General features: G+C 61.0%; 17 protein-coding genes. 12 read left to right on the top strand and 5 right to left on the bottom strand.

Annotated elements, in window-relative coordinates:
- Positions 1-8: 8 nt before the first annotated feature.
- Positions 9-827: a shikimate 5-dehydrogenase gene (locus F7R06_RS10035; RefSeq protein WP_090323772.1), complete on the bottom strand. Its 819-nt coding sequence runs from the start codon at positions 825-827 to the stop codon at positions 9-11.
- A gap of 246 nt (positions 828-1073) precedes the next feature.
- On the opposite strand from F7R06_RS10035, the gene F7R06_RS10030 reads away from it, so the two are divergent.
- The 3 genes from F7R06_RS10030 (at position 1074) to F7R06_RS10020 (ending at position 2168) form a co-directional block, all read left to right on the top strand.
- Positions 1074-1439, top strand: coding sequence for a hypothetical protein (locus F7R06_RS10030; protein WP_090323774.1), 366 nt, complete (start codon positions 1074-1076; stop codon positions 1437-1439).
- 227 nt (positions 1440-1666) lie between these two features.
- The gene (locus F7R06_RS10025) at positions 1667-1861 is read left to right on the top strand and encodes a hypothetical protein (RefSeq protein ID WP_034149937.1); all 195 of its coding nucleotides are present in this window, start codon (positions 1667-1669) and stop codon (positions 1859-1861) included.
- Between the two features lie 115 nt (positions 1862-1976).
- A complete protein-coding gene (locus F7R06_RS10020; RefSeq protein WP_090327456.1) occupies positions 1977-2168 on the top strand; it encodes a hypothetical protein in 192 nt (63 codons plus the stop codon).
- Here the strand turns inward: F7R06_RS10020 and F7R06_RS10015 are convergent.
- A complete protein-coding gene (locus tag F7R06_RS10015; protein WP_090323775.1) occupies positions 2165-3226 on the bottom strand; it encodes an AI-2E family transporter in 1062 nt (353 codons plus the stop codon). The two genes, F7R06_RS10020 and F7R06_RS10015, sit on opposite strands and share 4 nt — an antisense overlap.
- A 163-nt stretch (positions 3227-3389) precedes the next feature.
- Here F7R06_RS10015 and trhP point away from each other — a divergent pair, with 163 nt between their 5' ends.
- Positions 3390-4715 carry a prephenate-dependent tRNA uridine(34) hydroxylase TrhP gene (trhP, locus tag F7R06_RS10010; protein WP_090323777.1) on the top strand — a complete coding sequence of 442 codons (1326 nt, stop codon included), beginning with the start codon at positions 3390-3392 and terminating at the stop codon, positions 4713-4715.
- 57 nt (positions 4716-4772) lie between these two features.
- Here the strand turns inward: trhP and F7R06_RS10005 are convergent, their stop codons facing one another.
- The gene (locus tag F7R06_RS10005; RefSeq protein ID WP_090323778.1) at positions 4773-5636 is read right to left on the bottom strand and encodes a LysR family transcriptional regulator; all 864 of its coding nucleotides are present in this window, start codon (positions 5634-5636) and stop codon (positions 4773-4775) included.
- 96 nt (positions 5637-5732) lie between these two features.
- Here F7R06_RS10005 and F7R06_RS10000 point away from each other — a divergent pair, with 96 nt between their 5' ends.
- Positions 5733-6653 (top strand): DMT family transporter, encoded by a 921-nt coding sequence (locus F7R06_RS10000; protein WP_090323780.1) that lies wholly within the window; start codon positions 5733-5735, stop codon positions 6651-6653.
- Positions 6654-6760: 107 nt separating this feature from the next.
- Here the strand turns inward: F7R06_RS10000 and F7R06_RS09995 are convergent, their stop codons facing one another.
- Positions 6761-7471: a FadR/GntR family transcriptional regulator gene (locus F7R06_RS09995; protein ID WP_090323781.1), complete on the bottom strand. Its 711-nt coding sequence runs from the start codon at positions 7469-7471 to the stop codon at positions 6761-6763.
- A gap of 281 nt (positions 7472-7752) precedes the next feature.
- Here F7R06_RS09995 and F7R06_RS09990 point away from each other — a divergent pair, with 281 nt between their 5' ends.
- The 3 genes from F7R06_RS09990 to ampC all read left to right on the top strand — a co-directional run bounded on the left by F7R06_RS09990 (position 7753) and on the right by ampC (position 11748).
- Positions 7753-9099: an MFS transporter gene (locus F7R06_RS09990; RefSeq protein ID WP_090323783.1), complete on the top strand. Its 1347-nt coding sequence runs from the start codon at positions 7753-7755 to the stop codon at positions 9097-9099.
- A gap of 36 nt (positions 9100-9135) precedes the next feature.
- Positions 9136-10479, top strand: a complete 1344-nt coding sequence (gene gudD / locus F7R06_RS09985; protein ID WP_090323784.1) for a glucarate dehydratase — start codon at positions 9136-9138, stop codon at positions 10477-10479.
- Between the two features lie 129 nt (positions 10480-10608).
- Positions 10609-11748 carry a class C beta-lactamase gene (gene ampC / locus F7R06_RS09980; RefSeq protein WP_090323786.1) on the top strand — a complete coding sequence of 380 codons (1140 nt, stop codon included), beginning with the start codon at positions 10609-10611 and terminating at the stop codon, positions 11746-11748.
- A gap of 32 nt (positions 11749-11780) precedes the next feature.
- On the opposite strand, the gene F7R06_RS09975 is transcribed toward ampC, so the two are convergent.
- Complete coding sequence (locus tag F7R06_RS09975) at positions 11781-12332, bottom strand: DUF4174 domain-containing protein (protein ID WP_090323787.1); 552 nt, start codon at positions 12330-12332, stop codon at positions 11781-11783.
- Positions 12333-12799: 467 nt separating this feature from the next.
- Here F7R06_RS09975 and F7R06_RS09970 point away from each other — a divergent pair, with 467 nt between their 5' ends.
- Genes F7R06_RS09970 through F7R06_RS09955 form a run of 4 tightly spaced genes read left to right on the top strand, consistent with a single transcriptional unit; the run spans position 12800 to position 17932 of the window.
- Positions 12800-13276: a formate dehydrogenase subunit gamma gene (locus tag F7R06_RS09970; RefSeq protein ID WP_090323789.1), complete on the top strand. Its 477-nt coding sequence runs from the start codon at positions 12800-12802 to the stop codon at positions 13274-13276.
- Complete coding sequence (locus F7R06_RS09965; protein WP_090323790.1) at positions 13276-14835, top strand: formate dehydrogenase beta subunit; 1560 nt, start codon at positions 13276-13278, stop codon at positions 14833-14835. The genes F7R06_RS09970 and F7R06_RS09965 overlap by 1 nt, the downstream gene beginning before the upstream one ends.
- Positions 14832-17714, top strand: coding sequence for a formate dehydrogenase subunit alpha (gene fdhF / locus F7R06_RS09960; protein WP_090323792.1), 2883 nt, complete (start codon positions 14832-14834; stop codon positions 17712-17714). The genes F7R06_RS09965 and fdhF overlap by 4 nt, the downstream gene beginning before the upstream one ends.
- The gene (locus F7R06_RS09955) at positions 17711-17932 is read left to right on the top strand and encodes a formate dehydrogenase subunit delta (protein ID WP_090323793.1); all 222 of its coding nucleotides are present in this window, start codon (positions 17711-17713) and stop codon (positions 17930-17932) included. The genes fdhF and F7R06_RS09955 overlap by 4 nt, the downstream gene beginning before the upstream one ends.
- Positions 17933-17947 lie beyond the last annotated feature (15 nt).

The raw sequence follows: 17947 nt of genomic DNA, 5'->3' as shown, positions 1-17947 counted from the left end.
ACCTCCTTCTAGCTACGGGCAAAGGCCACCGCTTTCTGGAACTGCTCGGCGGTCGGCCGCACACCGGTATACAGCACGAACTGCTCCAGCGCCTGGATCGCGATCACTTCGAGCCCGGTAATGACGTGCTTGCCTTCGGCTCGAGCACGCACGATCAGCGGTGTTTCCGAGGGAATCGCCACCACATCGAAGAGGATATCCGCTGAGGAAATCGCGTCGACCTCGAACGCCAGTTGGTCGGCCTCCGGGCCGCCGCTCATACCGATCGGAGTGACGTTGATCAGCATTTGCGGGCGCCGGCCCCCCAGCTCCGCTTGCCATGGATAGCCCAGGGATTCGGCAAGGGCACGACCGGCACGTTCGTTGCGCGCCAGGATCAGGCCATTTTTGTAACCGCCATCGCGAAAGGCACTGGCCACGGCCTTGGCCATCCCGCCGCTGCCGCGCAGGGCAAATGTGGTGTCCTTGGGCACTGCGTGGGTTTCCAGCAGTTGGGCGATGGCAATGTAGTCGGTGTTATACGCCTTGAGATGACCATCCGTGTTGACGATGGTGTTGATCGATTGAATGGCGGCGGCAGACGCATCCAGCTCATCGACCAGGGCAATACAGGCTTCCTTGAACGGCATCGACACGCCGCACCCCCGAATCCCCAGGGCGCGAATGCCGCCAACGGCACCCGGCAGGTCCTGGCTGCTGAACGCCTTGTAGTAGAAATTCAGCCCCAGTTGTTCATAGAGATGGTTATGAAATCGCAGGCCGAAGTTGCCGGGGCGTCCGGAGAGGGACATGCACAGCTGGGTGTTTCTGTCCGGATTCATCTGCATGTGTTGCTCCTTCCCTTTGCACTTTCAGATGGACGGGATTAGCCAGTCCACACCGTTCTGATCGATCATATTCCCAAGCCTGCACGCTCCCACAGGCGACCGTAAGCAAGCCGGTACAGACCTTACACAAAATTTACCTAGCGGCTGTGCTGATTTTCAAAAAAACGCTGTCTTAGATGTATCCCCGCGACAATCCTTGGGTCTATTGCAGACACAAGCGCCGGGTCGAAGAACCGAGGAATTATCATGATCCGTAAAATCCCCACAGTAGCCTTGCTGATCGGCGCCCTCGCTGTCGCAGGACAGGCGCAAGCCCATGGTGGTGGTAATGACGCGGCGGTATTTGGAGCGATCGTCGGTACGGCCATCGTCGGCTCGGCCCTGATCAACGCCAACCGGCCGGTGTATGTCGCACCGCAACCTGTCTACGCCCAACCGGTATATGCCCAACCGGTATATGCCCAGCCCGCACCGGTTTATGCACCACCGCCTCCGGTCTACTACCAACCGGCGCCGGTGTACGTACAACAGCCGATCTACTACGGCCCTAGACCGGTCTACTACGGCCCCCGCGGCTACTATGGCCATCCTCACGGTTATGGACGCTGGTAACAGCCTCAACAAGCCCCGTCTGATCCGCGGGGCTTTTTCATGGCCGTCTGTCGGCGCAAGTCTGGATAAATCTCGCCGGTGTCGCTATCGGGACAGTCTCGGCTGCTCAAGTTGGCAAGATTGACTCATCGGTCCCTTTGCGGACAACCGTCATATTTATGTCATGTCAGGCCCGCAAGCTTGGGCCTGTCCGCCAACAACAGGTTGATAACAACAAGGACGAATCCATGCCCACACAAAATCCGCACCGCATTGTCGGCCTGTGCACTTCCAGCAAGGTGTACAACGCCCTGACCGAACTCAAGCACCTGGAAGGCCATCGCAGCGCCAAGTTCCTTTCGCTGCTGACGCAAAACCTGGTGCGCAAGGGCCTGCTCAATGAGCAGGAGGTGGTGCACATGCTCGATCAGGTGGTCGACTGAGCAGCAAACGGTCCATTGGACTCAATGCCGTCAATGACCACTATCGAAAACGGTGATTGTCCGTAAAAGCGCGCGCCCCGTAAGGTATCTCCATAGATTGATGGAGGTACTTATGATGTCTCAGGTTCAGATCATGTCCGTTATCGGCAGCGCCGTTCCCGCCCCGCTCAGAGAGCTGGGACTGCTCGCCTGCTGGTATCTGGTCCAGGACGGCGAACAGATCAGCGGCCCGCTGACATCGCTGCCGGCCGCCCAGGCGCTGTCGCAACGTATCGGCACTGACCAGACAGGCAAACTCAGTGCTTAAGGCAGCTGAATCCTTGGTTTGGTTTCGATGAAGATCGCCCAGCTCGACATGAACAATGCGGCAATCAAGGGGCCGATCACGAAGCCATTGAGCCCGAAGATCGCCAGGCCGCCCAGGGTCGAGATCAGGATCAGATAGTCCGGCATCTTGGTATCCTTGCCCACCAGGATCGGTCGCAGGACGTTGTCCACCAAACCGATCACAAAAACCCCGAACAACCCCAGTACCACGCCCTGCCAGATCGCCCCAGTGAACAGGAAAAACGCCGCCACCGGTGCCCAGACAATACCCGCCCCCACCGCTGGCAACAGGGACAGAAACGCCATCAATACCGCCCAGAGCAACGCGCTCGGGATATCCAGGAACCAGAAAATCAAACCACCCAGCGCACCCTGTGTGATCGCCACCAGCAGATTGCCCTTCACGGTGGCTCGCACCACGCGATTGAACTTGAGTTGCAAACGACGTTTCTGGTGTTCCTGCAGCGGTACGGCGGAGCGAACCTTGCGTGCCAACTCGGCGCCATCGCGCAGAAAAAAGAACAGCAGATAGAGCATGATGAAAAAGCTCACCACAAAATCGAACGTGCCCTGGCCGACACTGAAGACCTGGGTGGCGACAAATTCATTGCCTGTCACCGCGCTCTTGATGATTTTCTCCCGCAGACCGTTCAGCTCGCCGACCCCGAACCGATCAAGCAAGTGCTGAAAGTACGGCGGCAGGCTGTGCTTGAAGTGCGCCACATAGCCTGCGATGTCCAAGTCGCCGCTTTCAATACTCTTGTAGAGCGCCGCGCCCTCTTGAACCAGCAAGACACTCAGGATGATCACCGGCAAGATCGCGATCACCAGGCAGATGCCAAGGGTCAGCAGGGACGTGATGTTGCGCTGCCAGCCGAACTTCAATTGCAGCCGACGCTGCAGTGGCGCAAACAGGATGCCGAGGATCACCGCCCAGAACACCGCGCCATAGAACGGCAACAGAATCCAGATGAAGGCGATGCTCACCAGCCCCAGTAAAACCGTCAGTGACTTGTCTTGTAAGGTCTCTTTGTTCATGTCCGATCCATGTCAGTCCGCCTGAACGCAATGTTGCGCCCTGATGCTTAGGCCGCCATGGCTCGCGCGAGTGCCATCGTTTTTTTCATCAAGCATAGATCCAGATCAATAAACCCTCGGGGCAAGACGTTTACCCTCGGCGGCTTTTGCGATCGACACCACCATGACTCTCATTGCTCCGGAACTGCTCGCCCCCGCCGGCACCCTGAAAAACATGCGTTATGCCTTCGCCTACGGCGCCGATGCCGTGTACGCCGGGCAGCCGCGCTACAGCCTGCGAGTGCGCAATAACGAATTCGATCACGCCAACCTCGCCCTCGGCATCCGCGAAGCGCAGGCCCAGGGCAAGCGCTTCTACGTGGTGGTGAACATCGCGCCGCACAACGCCAAGCTAAAGACGTTCCTCAAGGACCTGGCCCCCATCATCGCCATGGCGCCGGATGCGTTGATCATGTCCGACCCCGGCCTGATCATGCTGGTGCGCCGGCACTACCCGCAGATGCCGATCCACCTTTCGGTGCAGGCCAACACGGTGAACTGGGCGAGTGTCGAGTTCTGGCAGCAACAGGGCTTGAGCCGGATCATCCTGTCGCGGGAACTGTCCCTGGAAGAAATCGCCGAGATCCGCCAACAGGTTCCCGGCATGGAGCTGGAAGTGTTCGTGCACGGTGCTTTGTGCATGGCCTATTCCGGTCGCTGCCTGCTATCGGGCTACATGAACAAGCGCGATGCCAATCAGGGCAGTTGCACCAACGCCTGCCGCTGGAAGTATTCGGCGCAGGAGGCCACGGAAAATACCCTTGGCGAAATCGTCCAGCAGTATCAGCCCGAACCGACCCTGGGTCTGGGCGCCCCCACCGGGCAAGTGTTCCTGCTACAGGAAGCCAATCGCCCCGACGAACTGATGCCCGCCTTCGAAGACGAGCACGGCACTTACATCATGAATGCCAAGGACCTGCGCGCCGTGCAGCATGTCGAGCGCCTGACGCAGATGGGTGTGCACTCACTGAAAATTGAAGGCCGGACCAAATCGCACTTCTATTGTGCGCGGACCACGCAAGTCTATCGCCGGGCCATCGACGACGCGCTGGCCGGCCGTGATTTCGACCGCAGCCTGATGACCGACCTCGAATCCATCGCCCAGCGCGGCTACACCGAAGGTTTTCTGCGTCGGCATGTACATGACGAATACCAGAACTACCAGAACGGCAGCTCGGTGTCGGAGCGCCAGCAGTTTGTCGGTGAACTGACCGGCGAGCGGCGCGACCGCCTGGTGGAAGTGAAAGTGAAGAATCGTTTTGGCCTGGGTGACCATATGGAACTGATGACGCCCAAGGGCAACTTCCACTTCGATCTGCATCAGTTGCAAAACATCCGCGGCGAGCCTATCGAAGTCGCGCCGGGAGATGGGCATACCGTGTATTTGCCGATTCCGGATGCAGTGGATTTGAATTTCGGCTTGTTGATGCGGGATGTCAGCAGTCTCTGAAACGCCTGGCTTTTATAGGAGCTGGCTTGCCAGCTCCACAGAAAAAGAGCGAGGTGCTCAGGCAAACTCCTCGCGCAACATCGCCACGAACGCCTCCCGCGCCGGGTGCACCCCGGCGTTTTCATGCCAGTAGAACAGGTTTTCGATGGCCGTCAGCTCGGGGAATTCATAGCCCACGCAGCCGGCGCCCTTGGCGTACTGATCGAATACACCCTTGGGCACCAGCGCCACGCCGGCCCCGGCGCTGACACACCCGACGATCGCGCCGTAACTGGCCAGGCTGACAATCGGCAGCGCCTGCCCCTGGCGCAGCAGCCAATGTTCCAGCGCTGCCCGATATGGACACCCCTGAGGCCACATGAAGACGGTCTTGTCATGCAGATCCGACATGTCGCGCACCGGGCCCAAAGACGTCGAGGCAATCAGCAACAGATCTTCGCGATACATCGGCGTGCGCTTGAGGTGCGAGCGCTCGACGTCCACCGCGACGATGGCGCCGTCAAGCCGATGATTGAGCGTGTCATCCAGCAACTGACCCCAGGTGCCCGTGGTCAACTCAAGCGCCACTTGCGGGAAACGTTTGTGGAATTTGGCCAGCAGTCGTGGCAACCGACCGGTAGCCGAGGATTCGATGGCGCCGATACGCAACGGTCCGCAGGGCTCGGCTGCGGGGTCCACCGCCCGTTTCGCCTCTGCGGTCAGCGCCAGGATTTTCGAGGCGTAGGCCAGAAAGGTTTGCCCCGATGGACTGATGCGCAAGCCGCGACCCTCGCGCAAAAACAAGGCGACACCCAACTCCGCTTCCAGCGCCTTGATCCGCGCCGTGATGTTCGACGGCACGCAATGCAGCATTTCGGCGGCACGGGCGATGCTGCCCAGTTCGGCAACGGTCTTGAACATGCGAATCTGCGACAGCTCCATACATCACCCAAAGTGAACAATCGCCGCAGTATAAGTCAGTTGTGGCGAATGGATCAGGTTCAGATACTGAGTGCACCTGCCTACCGGTGCACTAGCATGAAGCCGCTCATACCCTCCCCCGTTTCGCCGTTGAAGATCATCCTGGCCATGGCATTTGTCGTGACCTGCTGGGGGTATTCCCCGACCGGCATCCATATCGGCCTGCTGGCCTACGACCCCGTGCATCTGGCGCTTTTGCGCTTTTTGCTGGCATCGGTGTTCATGGCCGTGGTCGCCTTGTGCAGGGGCATTCGCCTGCCGGGACTGCGCGATGTTCCCCTGCTGTTCGGGCTGGGTTTCTTTGCGGTCAGCCTGCATCACGTGTCGATCAACTTCGGCCAGCAAGGCGTCAGCGCCGGCGCATCCAGTGTGTTGGCACAAACCACGCCACTGTTCAGCACCTTGCTCGCGCGCTTCGCCTTCAAGGACCGGGTGAGCCCCTGGCGCTGGGGCTGCGTGGTATTGGGGCTGATCGGCGTGGTGATTGTGGTGACGGGCGATCATGGCCTGGGCAGCATTGACGTCCACGGCCTGCTGATCCTGTTGGCGGCGCTGTCCTGGAGCCTGTATTTCGCCCTGCAAAAGCACCACACCGGGCGTTATGATGGGTTGACCCTGGTCTGTTACACGGTCTGGTCCGGGACCTTACTGTTACTGGTTTTCCTGCCCGGCCTGATGGAGCAAGTCGCCGTGGCCCCGCTGCGCGTGCAACTGGCCGTGTTTGCCCTGGGGATCTTCCCCAGCGCCCTGGCCTATCTCGCCTGGGCTTACGTGCTGGCGCATGTGGACTTGAGCCGGGCGACGATGACGCTGTATCTGATACCGCCGACAGCGATGGCAATGGCGGCTTTTGCATTGGGTGAACAGCCGACACTGATGGTGGGGATCGGTGCACTGGTGGTGTTGATCAGTGTGCTGGCGTTGAATCTGGAGCGCAGACCGATGGTTCAAGAGACTCGCACGGGATCAGCCGTTTGAGTTGAGGTGTCTGGCACCCCCAGGGTTCAGGGGCGCACACAGAATATGCGCACCGCCTCAATCCTTGTGGGAGAGCGGGCTTGCCCGCGATGAACGATGTCTCGCAATCAACTGGCAGAAAACCGGTCACGGCTGTTGGTCAAATGCAACCACATCGCTGCCCGCGCTGCGTCCGGGTCCTGGCGCCGAATGGCATTGAGTATCGCCTCATGCTCGAGATTGGCCAGTTCTCCGAGCTTGCTCAGATCCACCGCCCCGCGCTCAGCGGCATTCACTCGGGTTCGCGGAATCATGGCGCTGCCCAGGTGCTGCATGATTTCGGTGAAGCACACATTGCCAGTGGCTTCGGCGATCAACAGATGAAAGCGCCGATCCGCTTCGACACAGCTGTCGTTGTTGGACAACAGGCGCTGGTAGTCGTCGAGCGCCTCGCGCATCTGCGCCAACTGTTGATCGCTGCGGCGAGTGGCGGCCAGTGCGGCGGCCTGGGTTTCCAGACCCAAGCGCAATTCCAGAATGCTGCGCACCCCTAGCGCCGTATCGACATTCAGTCGCAGACCCTGTTCCGGCGCACGCTCCAGCACAAAGGTGCCGATGCCGTGCCGGGTTTCCACCAGCCCGGAGGCCTGCAACTTCGAAATCGCCTCGCGCACCACGGTGCGACTGACGCCATGCTCCTGAACAATCGTGTTCTCCGACGGCAGCTTTGCGCCGGGCAGCATCTGGCCGAGCAGGATGCTCTGGGTCAGCTTGGCCACCAGGTCATGGGCCAGGTTGTGGCTGCGCTTGCGGGCAGGTGCGTCGAGATCTTCTTGCATGGCGATCATCCAAAAGCGGAACTAGCGCAATCGTAGCACTGCACTCACCTGCAGACTCAAGAAAACATCGCTCAACTTGTATGACAACACTCAACAAAAAGCCTGCCAAAGCCCAATCAAACGATCACAAACCACAGAAAAACGAATAAAAACCGCCTGAATCGCGCCATTTTATTCCGCCAGACCTCTTGCAAGATAAAAAATTGCAGTTGTATGATGTCTATCAACAACGCAGTACCCAGCCGCACCCCGCATAAAAATAACGAGTGGGAGAAAACGCAGTGAAAACATCCATTTCAGCCATGGACGATGGCGCCAATTCGGTGCTGAAGTCCGCCATCTCGAAAGTCAAACGCCACGTCTTGCCGCTGTTCGTAATCATGTTCATCGTCAATTACATTGACCGCGTGAACATCGGCTTCGTCCGTGCCCACATGGAACACGACCTGGGGATCGGCGCTGCCGCCTACGGCCTCGGTGCCGGTCTGTTCTTCATCGGCTACGCACTATTCGAAGTGCCCTCCAACATCCTTCTGCAGAAAGTCGGCGCTCGCCTCTGGCTGACTCGCATCATGCTGACCTGGGGCCTGGTCGCTGCCGGCATGGCGTTCATCCAGAACGAAACCCACTTCTACGTCCTGCGTTTTCTGCTGGGTGTGGCCGAAGCCGGTTTTTTCCCTGGCGTGATCTACTACTTCACTCGCTGGTTGCCTGGCGTGGAGCGCGGCAAGGCCATCGCCATTTTCCTCAGTGGCTCGGCGGTTGCGTCGCTGATTTCCGGCCCGCTGTCCGGGTTGCTCCTGCAAATCAACGGCTTCGGGATGCACGGCTGGCAGTGGATGTACTTCATTGAAGGCATGTTTTCGGTCGGGCTGTGCGTGTTTGTCTGGTTCTGGCTTGATTCCAGGCCCCACGACGCCAAATGGCTGACCCGCGACGAGCAAGACGCGCTGGTCCAGGCCATCGATGATGAGCAACAGGCCCGCGAAGCCGCGACGCCCGTCAAACCGTCCCTGGGCAAACTGCTCAAGGACCGCCAGATCATCCTGTTCTGCCTGATCTATTTCTTCATCCAGCTGACCATCTACGCCGCCACGTTCTGGCTGCCGAGCATCATCAAAAAAATGGGCGACTTGAGCGACTTCCAGGTCGGAATGTTCAACTCGATTCCGTGGTTGCTGTCGATTGTCGGCATGTACGCCTTTGCCTCGCTGTCGGCCAAATGGAAGCACCAGCAGGCGTGGGTCGCCGCCGCGCTGCTGATCGCCGCCGCCGGGATGTTCATGTCCACCACGGGCGGGCCGGTCTTCGCTTTTGTCGCGATCTGCTTTGCCGCACTGGGTTTCAAATCGGCGTCATCACTGTTCTGGCCGATCCCCCAGGCCTATCTGGATGCGCGCATCGCCGCTGGCGTCATCGCGTTGATCAACTCGGTGGGCAACCTTGGCGGGTTCGTTGCGCCCACCACTTTCGGCCTGCTGGAAGAACGCACCGGCTCCATTCAAGGTGGCCTGTACGGCCTGGCCGCGACTTCGATCATCGCCGCGATCATCGTCTTCGCCGCACGCAACACGCCCAAAGCCGCCTCCCTCACCACAACGGCCAAACCGGCGCCCCACCACGCCTGAATACTTTTCAAGAACACGGTTTAAAAGGATAAGAACATGACCCCGCACGACACCGCCAAAGCCCCGATCATTACCAGCATGCAGGTTGTTCCGGTGGCCGGCCACGATGGCATGCTGCTCAACCTGAGCGGCGCCCACGGCCCGTTTTTTACCCGCAACATCGTGATCCTCAAGGACAACGCCGGCCATACCGGCGTCGGCGAAGTACCGGGTGGCGAGCGCATTCGCCAGACTCTTGAAGACGCCCGCAGCCTGGTGGTTGGCAGCCCGATCGGCACCTATCAGAAGATTCTCAATCAAGTGCGCCAGACCTTCGCCGACCGCGATGCCGCCGGTCGTGGCCTGCAGACCTTCGATTTGCGCATCACCATCCATGCCGTCACGGGACTGGAGGCGGCGCTGCTCGATCTGCTCGGCCAGCATCTGGACGTCCCTGTCGCCGCCCTGCTCGGCGAAGGCCAGCAGCGCGATGAAGTGAAAATGCTCGGTTATCTGTTTTATGTCGGCGACCGCCAGCAAACTGGTCTCGCTTACCGCAGCGAGCCGGAGGCCGACAATGACTGGTTCCGGGTGCGTCACGAAAAAGCCATGACCGCCGACGCCGTGGTGCGTCTGGCCGAGGCCGCCCACGCCCGGTATGGCTTCAAGGACTTCAAACTCAAGGGCGGCGTACTCAGCGGCGATGCCGAAATCGAAGCGGTCACTGCTTTGGCCGAACGCTTCCCTGACGCACGCATCACCCTCGATCCCAATGGTGCCTGGTCGCTCAAAGAGGCCATTCGCTTGTGCCGCGACCAGCACAAGGTACTGGCTTACGCCGAAGACCCCTGCGGCGCGGAAAACGGTTACTCGGGACGTGAAGTCATGGCCGAGTTCCGGCGTGCCACGGGTTTGAAAACCGCGACCAACATGATTGCCACCGACTGGCGCGAAATGGGTCACGCGATTCAGCTGCAATCGGTGGACATCCCACTGGCCGACCCGCATTTCTGGACGATGCAAGGCTCGGTTCGCGTGGCCCAGATGTGCCATGAATGGGGCCTGACCTGGGGCTCGCATTCCAACAACCACTTCGATATCTCCCTGGCGATGTTCACCCATGTCGCGGCGGCCGCACCGGGTGACATCACCGCCATCGACACCCACTGGATCTGGCAGGACGGCCAGCGCCTGACCGAAGCCCCACTGCAAATCGTCGACGGCTGCGTGCAAGTGCCGCAGAAACCGGGACTTGGAGTCGAGCTGGATATGGACCAGGTGGCCAAGGCTCATGAACTCTACAAAGGCATGGGTCTGGGCGCGCGGGATGACAGCGTGGCGATGCAGTTTTTGATTCCGGGCTGGACTTTCGATAACAAGCGGCCGTGCCTGGTGCGGTGATCTGACGGATGCACGGTCTCCAACAACCCGTCCTGCCGCCGATTGCGGCAGGGCTCAAAAACCATTCGGAGCGTAGCGATTAACCCCCTAAAATGACGCGCAATTGAATCGACGACGGACAACACTCCCATGGACAGACTGAAAATCTTCGCGGTTTGCGTGGTGGCGCTCGCTGCTGGCCAATGTAATGCACAGGATCAAATGGAGACGGTGGTGAATGCCGCCGTGCGCCCGGTCATGCAAGCTCAGGGCATTCCCGGAATGGCGGTAGCGGTGACCGTCAGCGGCAAGCCGCACTACTTCAACTACGGGGTAGCGTCGAAAGAACACGCGCAACCGGTCACTGAGAACACCCTGTTTGAAATCGGCTCCCTAAGCAAAACCTTCACTGCTACCCTCGCCGCCTACGCCCAGGCCAGCGGCAAGTTGTCCTTGTCCGACAAGGCCAGCCAGGTGTTGCCTGCGTTGCGCGGCACTGCGTTCGATCACATCACCGTATTGCAACTGGGCACCTACACCGCCGGCGGCCTGCCCCTGCAATTCCCCGACGCCGCCGACTCGGCGGACAAGATGCTTGGCTATTTCAAGCAGTGGCAACCGACCTACGCCGCTGGCACCCACCGACAGTATTCGAATCCGAGCCTCGGCTTATTTGGCTACCTCGCAGCCCAAAGCATGGGCCAGCCATTCGATGAACTGATGGAAAACACGCTGCTGCCCAAGCTCGGACTCAAGCACACCTACCTCAACGTGCCGCAGGCGCAGATGGGCCTTTATGCACAGGGCTACAACAAGGACGACAAGCCGGTGCGCGTCGGGCCGGGGGCGCTGGACTCCGAGGCTTACGGGGTGAAAACCAGCGCCTCGGACCTGATCGGCTATGTGCAAGCGAACCTGCAACCCGCCTCGCTGGAAAAGCCGTTGCAACAGGCCATCGCCCTGACCCATACCGGTTATTACCGCGTTGGCGAGATGACCCAGGGCCTGGGATGGGAGCTGTATCAATACCCGGCCCCCCTCGACCGATTGCTGGCCGGCAACTCGTCGCAGATGGCCATGGAGGCGCACAAGGTCCAGTGGCTCAACCCGCCTCAACCGCAACCGGACAACCTGCTGCTGAACAAAACCGGGTCGACCGGTGGCTTCGGTGCCTACGCGTTGTTTGTGCCGTCCAAGGACATTGGCATCGTGATCCTGGCCAACAAGAACTACCCGATTGCAGAGCGGATCAAGATCGCTCACCAGATTTTGAGTGCCCTGAGCCAGTGAACCCGAGGTAGTTTTCCTGTGGCGGAAGCCTCTCAATCATCCGGCATTTCCGGTGGTTTGGCGGGCTTGGCCGGCTTGCCGGATTTTGTGCCTTTGGCGCCCTTGGCGGTCGGCTCGGGTTCGGCGGCGGGCGCTATGGTGGGGGGTGGTGTTTCCTTCTCGGCCGCCGGCAGTTGATCGACAGCGGCGAACACCTCTTTCAACTCAATCGGCCCCGGCTGTTCAAGTTTCTTTTCGCCATCCTTGCCGACCAGAATCACCTTGGTCTTGGCTCCCGCCCCCAACTTGAGCGAACGGATCAATGCGGCCGTGTCCTGCGGCCCGAGGTCTTTGCCATCGCGCTGACCCATCAGATTGAGCACCGTGTACAGCACCAGGTTTCGCTCGGTGAAGCCCTTTTTGTTGTCCGGCTCGTCCAGCGCCTTTTTCAGGCTGACCCACGTCGGGTCGACCGTGCTGGGAGCAATGATGATCAGTGGTCGGGACCTGCCCTTGTCCATGTCCAGCGGCGAGTCGCCATCGGCGGCGAACAACGGGCCGGCAACTGCCAGCAGGGTAGCCAGGGTCAGTGACCTGATGAGCATGCGCATCTCCTTTTGATATCCACGCTCTAATGATTGCGCATCGCGGCGATCGTTCCGGGTGACGCTCCGCGAATGTTGTTCGCCTTGCCCAAAGCTTAGGTCAGGGCGGTCATTGCGCAACAGGCCAGGCTAATCTCATGCCTCATCAGGCTTGCTGACCATCAGTCCTTGAGCAAGAGCGTTTCAAGACGCTTGGGCTGTGGTCTTCTAGACTTAACGGGTGGTCGTGGAAAGAACCGAACACGTCGCTTTGGTGCTGATGAATCAAAGGCGGCGTGGCAAGCTGCCTTAATGCCCTTCAAGAGGCGCGGCAAAGACCGCCCCGGGCCCCAAAAGATGCCCGCTCAGGGTGCCCTGGCCAACGGCCTGAAAATGCCACGATTCCGTGACGTGGCGTGAATGCCGCAGCCGACACTTTCGGACGACCGACAACCGCCTGGTTTGTCCGTGACCGTGAGGAATGCTGTATGCCTGATGAGATGTTGCACCTGCCCATGGTCAACAGCCTGCTGGAGCGCCACAAAGGCTCCCCCGGCGCACTGTTGCCCATCCTTCATGAAATTCAGGAGGGCATCGGCTATATCCCCGATGCCGCCATCCCCGAGATTGCCCACGCCCTCAACCAGAGCCAGGCCGAGATTCGCGGGGTCATCAGCTTCTACCATGACTTCCGCACTGCGCCGCCCGCCCGGCACATCCTGCGTCTGTGCCGGGCCGAGTCCTGCAAGAGTCGGGGTGCCGAGCAGCTTGCCGCGCAGCTGCGCGACCGCCTGCAACTGGACGACCATGGCAGCAGTGCCGATGGCAGCATCAGTCTGCGTCCGGTCTATTGCCTAGGCGCCTGCGCCTGTTCGCCGGCCCTGGAGCTGGATGGCCGCGTGCACGCGCGGTTGAGCGCAGAGCGTCTGGATGCCCTGCTCGATGCTTGCCGGGAGGACGCTTGATGTCAGCTTTCCATGTGTCCGGTGATTCACTGGCTCGCGCCGTGGGCGCCGAAGAAGTTGTGGTCGCCCTGATTACCCATGCCCGGGGACGCGTCGTGCCCCTGGAGGTGAAGCGCACCAGCTCGCGTGGCCTTTACTGGCTGGAACCACTGCTGGAAGTGGACACCCCGCAAGGCCGTATTGGCTTCGGCCCGCTGACCGCAGCCGATGTGCCCTCTGTGCTCGAAGCGCTCGAGGGCGAGCCGTCTTCTCATCCACTGGCCCTGGGCCTGGTGGAGGAGTTGCCGTATCTGAAGACTCAACAGCGCCTGCTGTTTGCCCGCGCCGGCATTACCCAGCCGCTGGACCTCGATGAATATCGCGATCATGGCGGTTTCGAGGGTTTGAAAAGAGCCGTCGCCATCGGTGGCGAACAGACCGCGACCGAGGTGTTCGATTCAGGCCTGCGTGGCCGTGGCGGCGCGGCCTTCCCCGCGGGGATCAAGTGGCGCACGGTGCGCGCGACCGAAGCGGCGCAAAAGTACATCGTGTGCAACGCCGACGAAGGCGACTCCGGCACCTTTGCCGACCGCATGCTGATGGAAGGCGACCCTTTCCTGCTGATCGAAGGCATGGCGATCGCCGGTATCACCGTCGGCGCCACCTACGGCTACATCTATGTGCGCTCGGAATATCCGGATGCCGTGACCACCCTGCGCAATGCGCTGGAGATTGCCCGGTCGAACGGTTACCTGGGCGCCAATGTCGGCGGCAGCGGCCTGGCCTTCGACATGGAAGTGCGCGTGGGTGCCGGCGCTTACATTTGCGGTGAAGAAACCGCGTTGCTCGACTCTCTCGAAGGCAAGCGCGGTGTGGTTCGCGCCAAGCCGCCCATCCCCGCGTTGAAGGGGCTGTTCGGCCAGCCAACCCTGGTGCACAACGTGCTGACTCTGGCCTCGGTGCCGCTGATTCTGGCCAAGGGCGCACAGTTCTATCGCGATTACGGCATGGGCCGCTCGCTGGGCACCATGCCCTTCCAGTTGGCGGGCAACATTCGTCACGGCGGCCTGGTGGAACGCGCCTTTGGTCTGACCCTGCGAGAACTGGTGGAAGACTACGGCGGCGGCACCGCCAGTGGCCGGCCGCTGAAAGCCGCACAGGTCGGCGGCCCGCTCGGCGCCTGGGTGCCGCCATCGCAATTCGATACGCCACTGGATTACGAAGCCTTCGCCGGCATCGGCGCGATGCTGGGTCACGGTGGCGTGGTGGTGGCCGACGACAGCCTGGACATGGCCCACATGGCGCGTTTCGCCCTTGAATTCTGCGCCGAGGAATCCTGTGGCAAATGCACCCCGTGCCGCATCGGCTCGACCCGCGGCGTGGAGGTGATTGACCGCCTGCTCGCCGCCCCGGACCAGAGCGCTCGCGATGAGCAGGTGATCATCCTCAAGGACCTGTGCGACACCATGCAATACGGTTCGCTGTGCGCCCTGGGCGGCATGGCCCCCTTTCCGGTGGTCAGCGCCCTCAAGTACTTCCCCGCCGACTTCGGTCTGCAACCCTCGGAGGCCGAGCAATGATCACTCTTTTCGACCCGAAAACCGATATCGATCTGGGAACGCCGGCCCGCGACAGCCAGGTGCAAGTCACCCTGAACATCGACGGCCGCAGCATCAGCGTGCCCGAAGGCACTTCCGTGATGCGTGCCGCCGCGCTGCTGGGCACCACCATTCCCAAACTCTGTGCCACCGACAGCCTGGAAGCCTTCGGCTCCTGCCGCATGTGCCTGGTGGAGATCGATGGCATGCGCGGCTACCCCGCGTCCTGCACCACGCCGGTCAGCGAAGGCATGACCGTGCATACCCAGACGCCGAAGCTCGCCACCCTGCGCCGTAACGTCATGGAGCTGTACATCTCCGATCACCCGCTGGACTGCCTGACCTGTTCGGCCAATGGCAACTGCGAGCTGCAAACCGTCGCCGGCCAGGTCGGCCTGCGTGAAGTGCGCTACGGCTATGAAGGTGACAACCACCTGGCCGACCAGAAAGACACTTCAAACCCCTACTTCGACTATGACCCGAGCAAGTGCATCGTCTGCAACCGCTGTGTGCGTGCCTGCGAAGAAACCCAGGGCACCTTTGCCCTGACCATTACCGGGCGCGGTTTCGAATCCCGGGTCGCGGCCGCCGGTGGCGATAACTTCCTCGAATCGGAATGCGTGTCCTGCGGTGCCTGTGTGCAAGCCTGCCCCACCGCGACCCTGATGGAAAAAAGCGTGGTCGAACTGGGTCAGCCCGAACGCAGCGTGATCACCACCTGTGCCTATTGCGGCGTCGGCTGTTCGTTCCGCGCCGAGATGAAAGGCGAGCAACTGGTACGCATGGTTCCGGACAAGAACGGCCAGGCCAACCACGGCCATTCCTGCGTCAAAGGGCGATTTGCCTGGGGCTATGCCACCCACCCGGATCGCATCACCAAACCGATGATCCGCAAGCACATCAACGACCCGTGGCAGGAAGTCAGCTGGGATGAAGCGGTGACCTACGCCGCCAGCGAATTCCGCCGGCTGCAGCAAAAATATGGCCGCGATTCCATTGGCGGCATCACCTCCAGCCGCTGCACCAACGAAGAAACCTATCTGGTGCAAAAACTGGTGCGCGCAGCCTTCGGCAACAACAACGTCGACACCTGCGCGCGGGTTTGCCATTCGCCCACCGGCTATGGTCTGAAACAGACCCTGGGCGAATCCGCCGGCACCCAGAGTTTCGACTCGGTGATGAAAGCCGACGTGATCCTGGTGATGGGCGCCAACCCCAGCGACGCCCACCCGGTATTCGCTTCGCAGCTCAAACGCCGCCTGCGCGAAGGTGCACGGCTGATCGTCATCGATCCACGGCGCATCGATCTGGTGGACTCGGTGCATGCCCGCGCCGAACTGCACCTGGCCCTGCGCCCGGGCACCAACGTCGCCATGCTTAACGCCCTGGCCCATGTCATCGTCACCGAAGGCCTGCTCAACCAGGCCTTTATCGACGCCCGATGCGAGGGCAGCGATTTCGCCCGCTGGAGCGAATTCGTCAGCCGCGCGGAAAACTCGCCGGAAGCCCTGGACCCGGTCTGCGGCGTAGAAGCTGCCGACATCCGCGCTGCCGCTAGACTGTATGCCACCGGTGGCAATGCGGCGATCTACTACGGCCTGGGCGTCACCGAACACAGCCAGGGCAGCACCGCCGTCATGGGCATCGCCAACCTGGCCATGGCCACCGGCAACATCGGTCGAGAAGGCGTGGGCGTGAACCCGTTGCGCGGTCAGAACAATGTGCAGGGCTCCTGCGACATGGGCTCCTTCCCCCACGAGTTGCCCGGTTACCGTCACATCTCCAACGAGGTGGTACGGGCAGAGTTCGAACAGGCCTGGAACGTCACCCTGCAACCCGACCCGGGCCTGCGCATCCCCAACATGTTCGAGTCTGCCCTGGCCGGCAGCTTCAAGGGCCTGTATTGCCAGGGCGAAGACATCGCCCAGAGCGATCCGAACACCCAGCACGTGACCGCGGCGCTGTCGGCCATGGAATGCGTGGTGGTGCAGGACATTTTCCTCAATGAAACCGCCAAGTTCGCCCACGTGTTCCTGCCGGGCAGCTCGTTCCTGGAAAAAGACGGCACCTTCACCAACGCCGAGCGTCGCATCTCCCGTGTGCGCAAGGTCATGGAGCCCCTGGGCGGCAAGGCCGACTGGGAAGGTACGGTGGCCCTGGCCAATGCCCTGGGCTATCCGATGAACTACGAACATCCATCGCAAATCATGGATGAAATCGCCCGCCTGACGCCAACTTTCACCAACGTCAGCTACGCCGAACTCGAGCGCCACGGCAGCCTGCAATGGCCGTGCAACGCCGAGGCGCCGGATGGCACGCCGACCATGCACATCGAGCAGTTCGTGCGCGGCAAGGGGCGTTTCATGCTCACCGGCTACGTGCCCACGGAAGAGAAGGTCAACAGTCGCTACCCGCTGCTGCTGACCACCGGGCGCATCCTCAGCCAGTACAACGTCGGCGCTCAAACCCGGCGTACCGAAAACGTTGCCTGGCATGAAGAAGACCGCCTGGAAATCCACCCGACCGACGCCGAGAGCCGGGGCATCAACGAAGGTGATTGGGTCGGCATCGGCAGCCGTGCCGGGCAAACCGTATTGCGTGCGCGAATTACCGAACGGGTCGCGCCGGGCGTGGTGTACACCACCTTCCACTTCCCGGAATCGGGGGCCAACGTGATCACCACCGACAACTCCGACTGGGCCACCAACTGTCCGGAGTACAAGGTGACCGCCGTGGAAGTCAGCCGCGTCTACCACCCTTCCGAGTGGCAAAAACGCTACCAGGCCTTCAGTGACGAACAGGACCGTCTGCTCAAGGATCGGCGCCACGCCCGTGGCGATAAAGCGGAGGTGCGCCGATGAGCACGGACAATCTGATCAAGATGGCCAACCAGATCGCCCAGTACTTCGCCAGCGAACCGGACGAGCAAAAGGCTGTGCTCGGCATACGCAATCATCTGCAGTTGTACTGGACGCCTGGCATGCGCAAGGAATTGCTGGCCTGGCAGAACTCGCATCAAGGCGCAGAGCTGCACCCACTGGCGCAGGAAGCTGTGGGTGGGGCTGGCTGGGAGGCTTAGGTTTTCCCCGGACTG

Source organism: Pseudomonas moorei (assembly GCF_008801475.1).
Lineage (GTDB): Bacteria > Pseudomonadota > Gammaproteobacteria > Pseudomonadales > Pseudomonadaceae > Aquipseudomonas > Aquipseudomonas moorei.
This window is presented reverse-complemented; position numbering and strand designations above follow the sequence as displayed.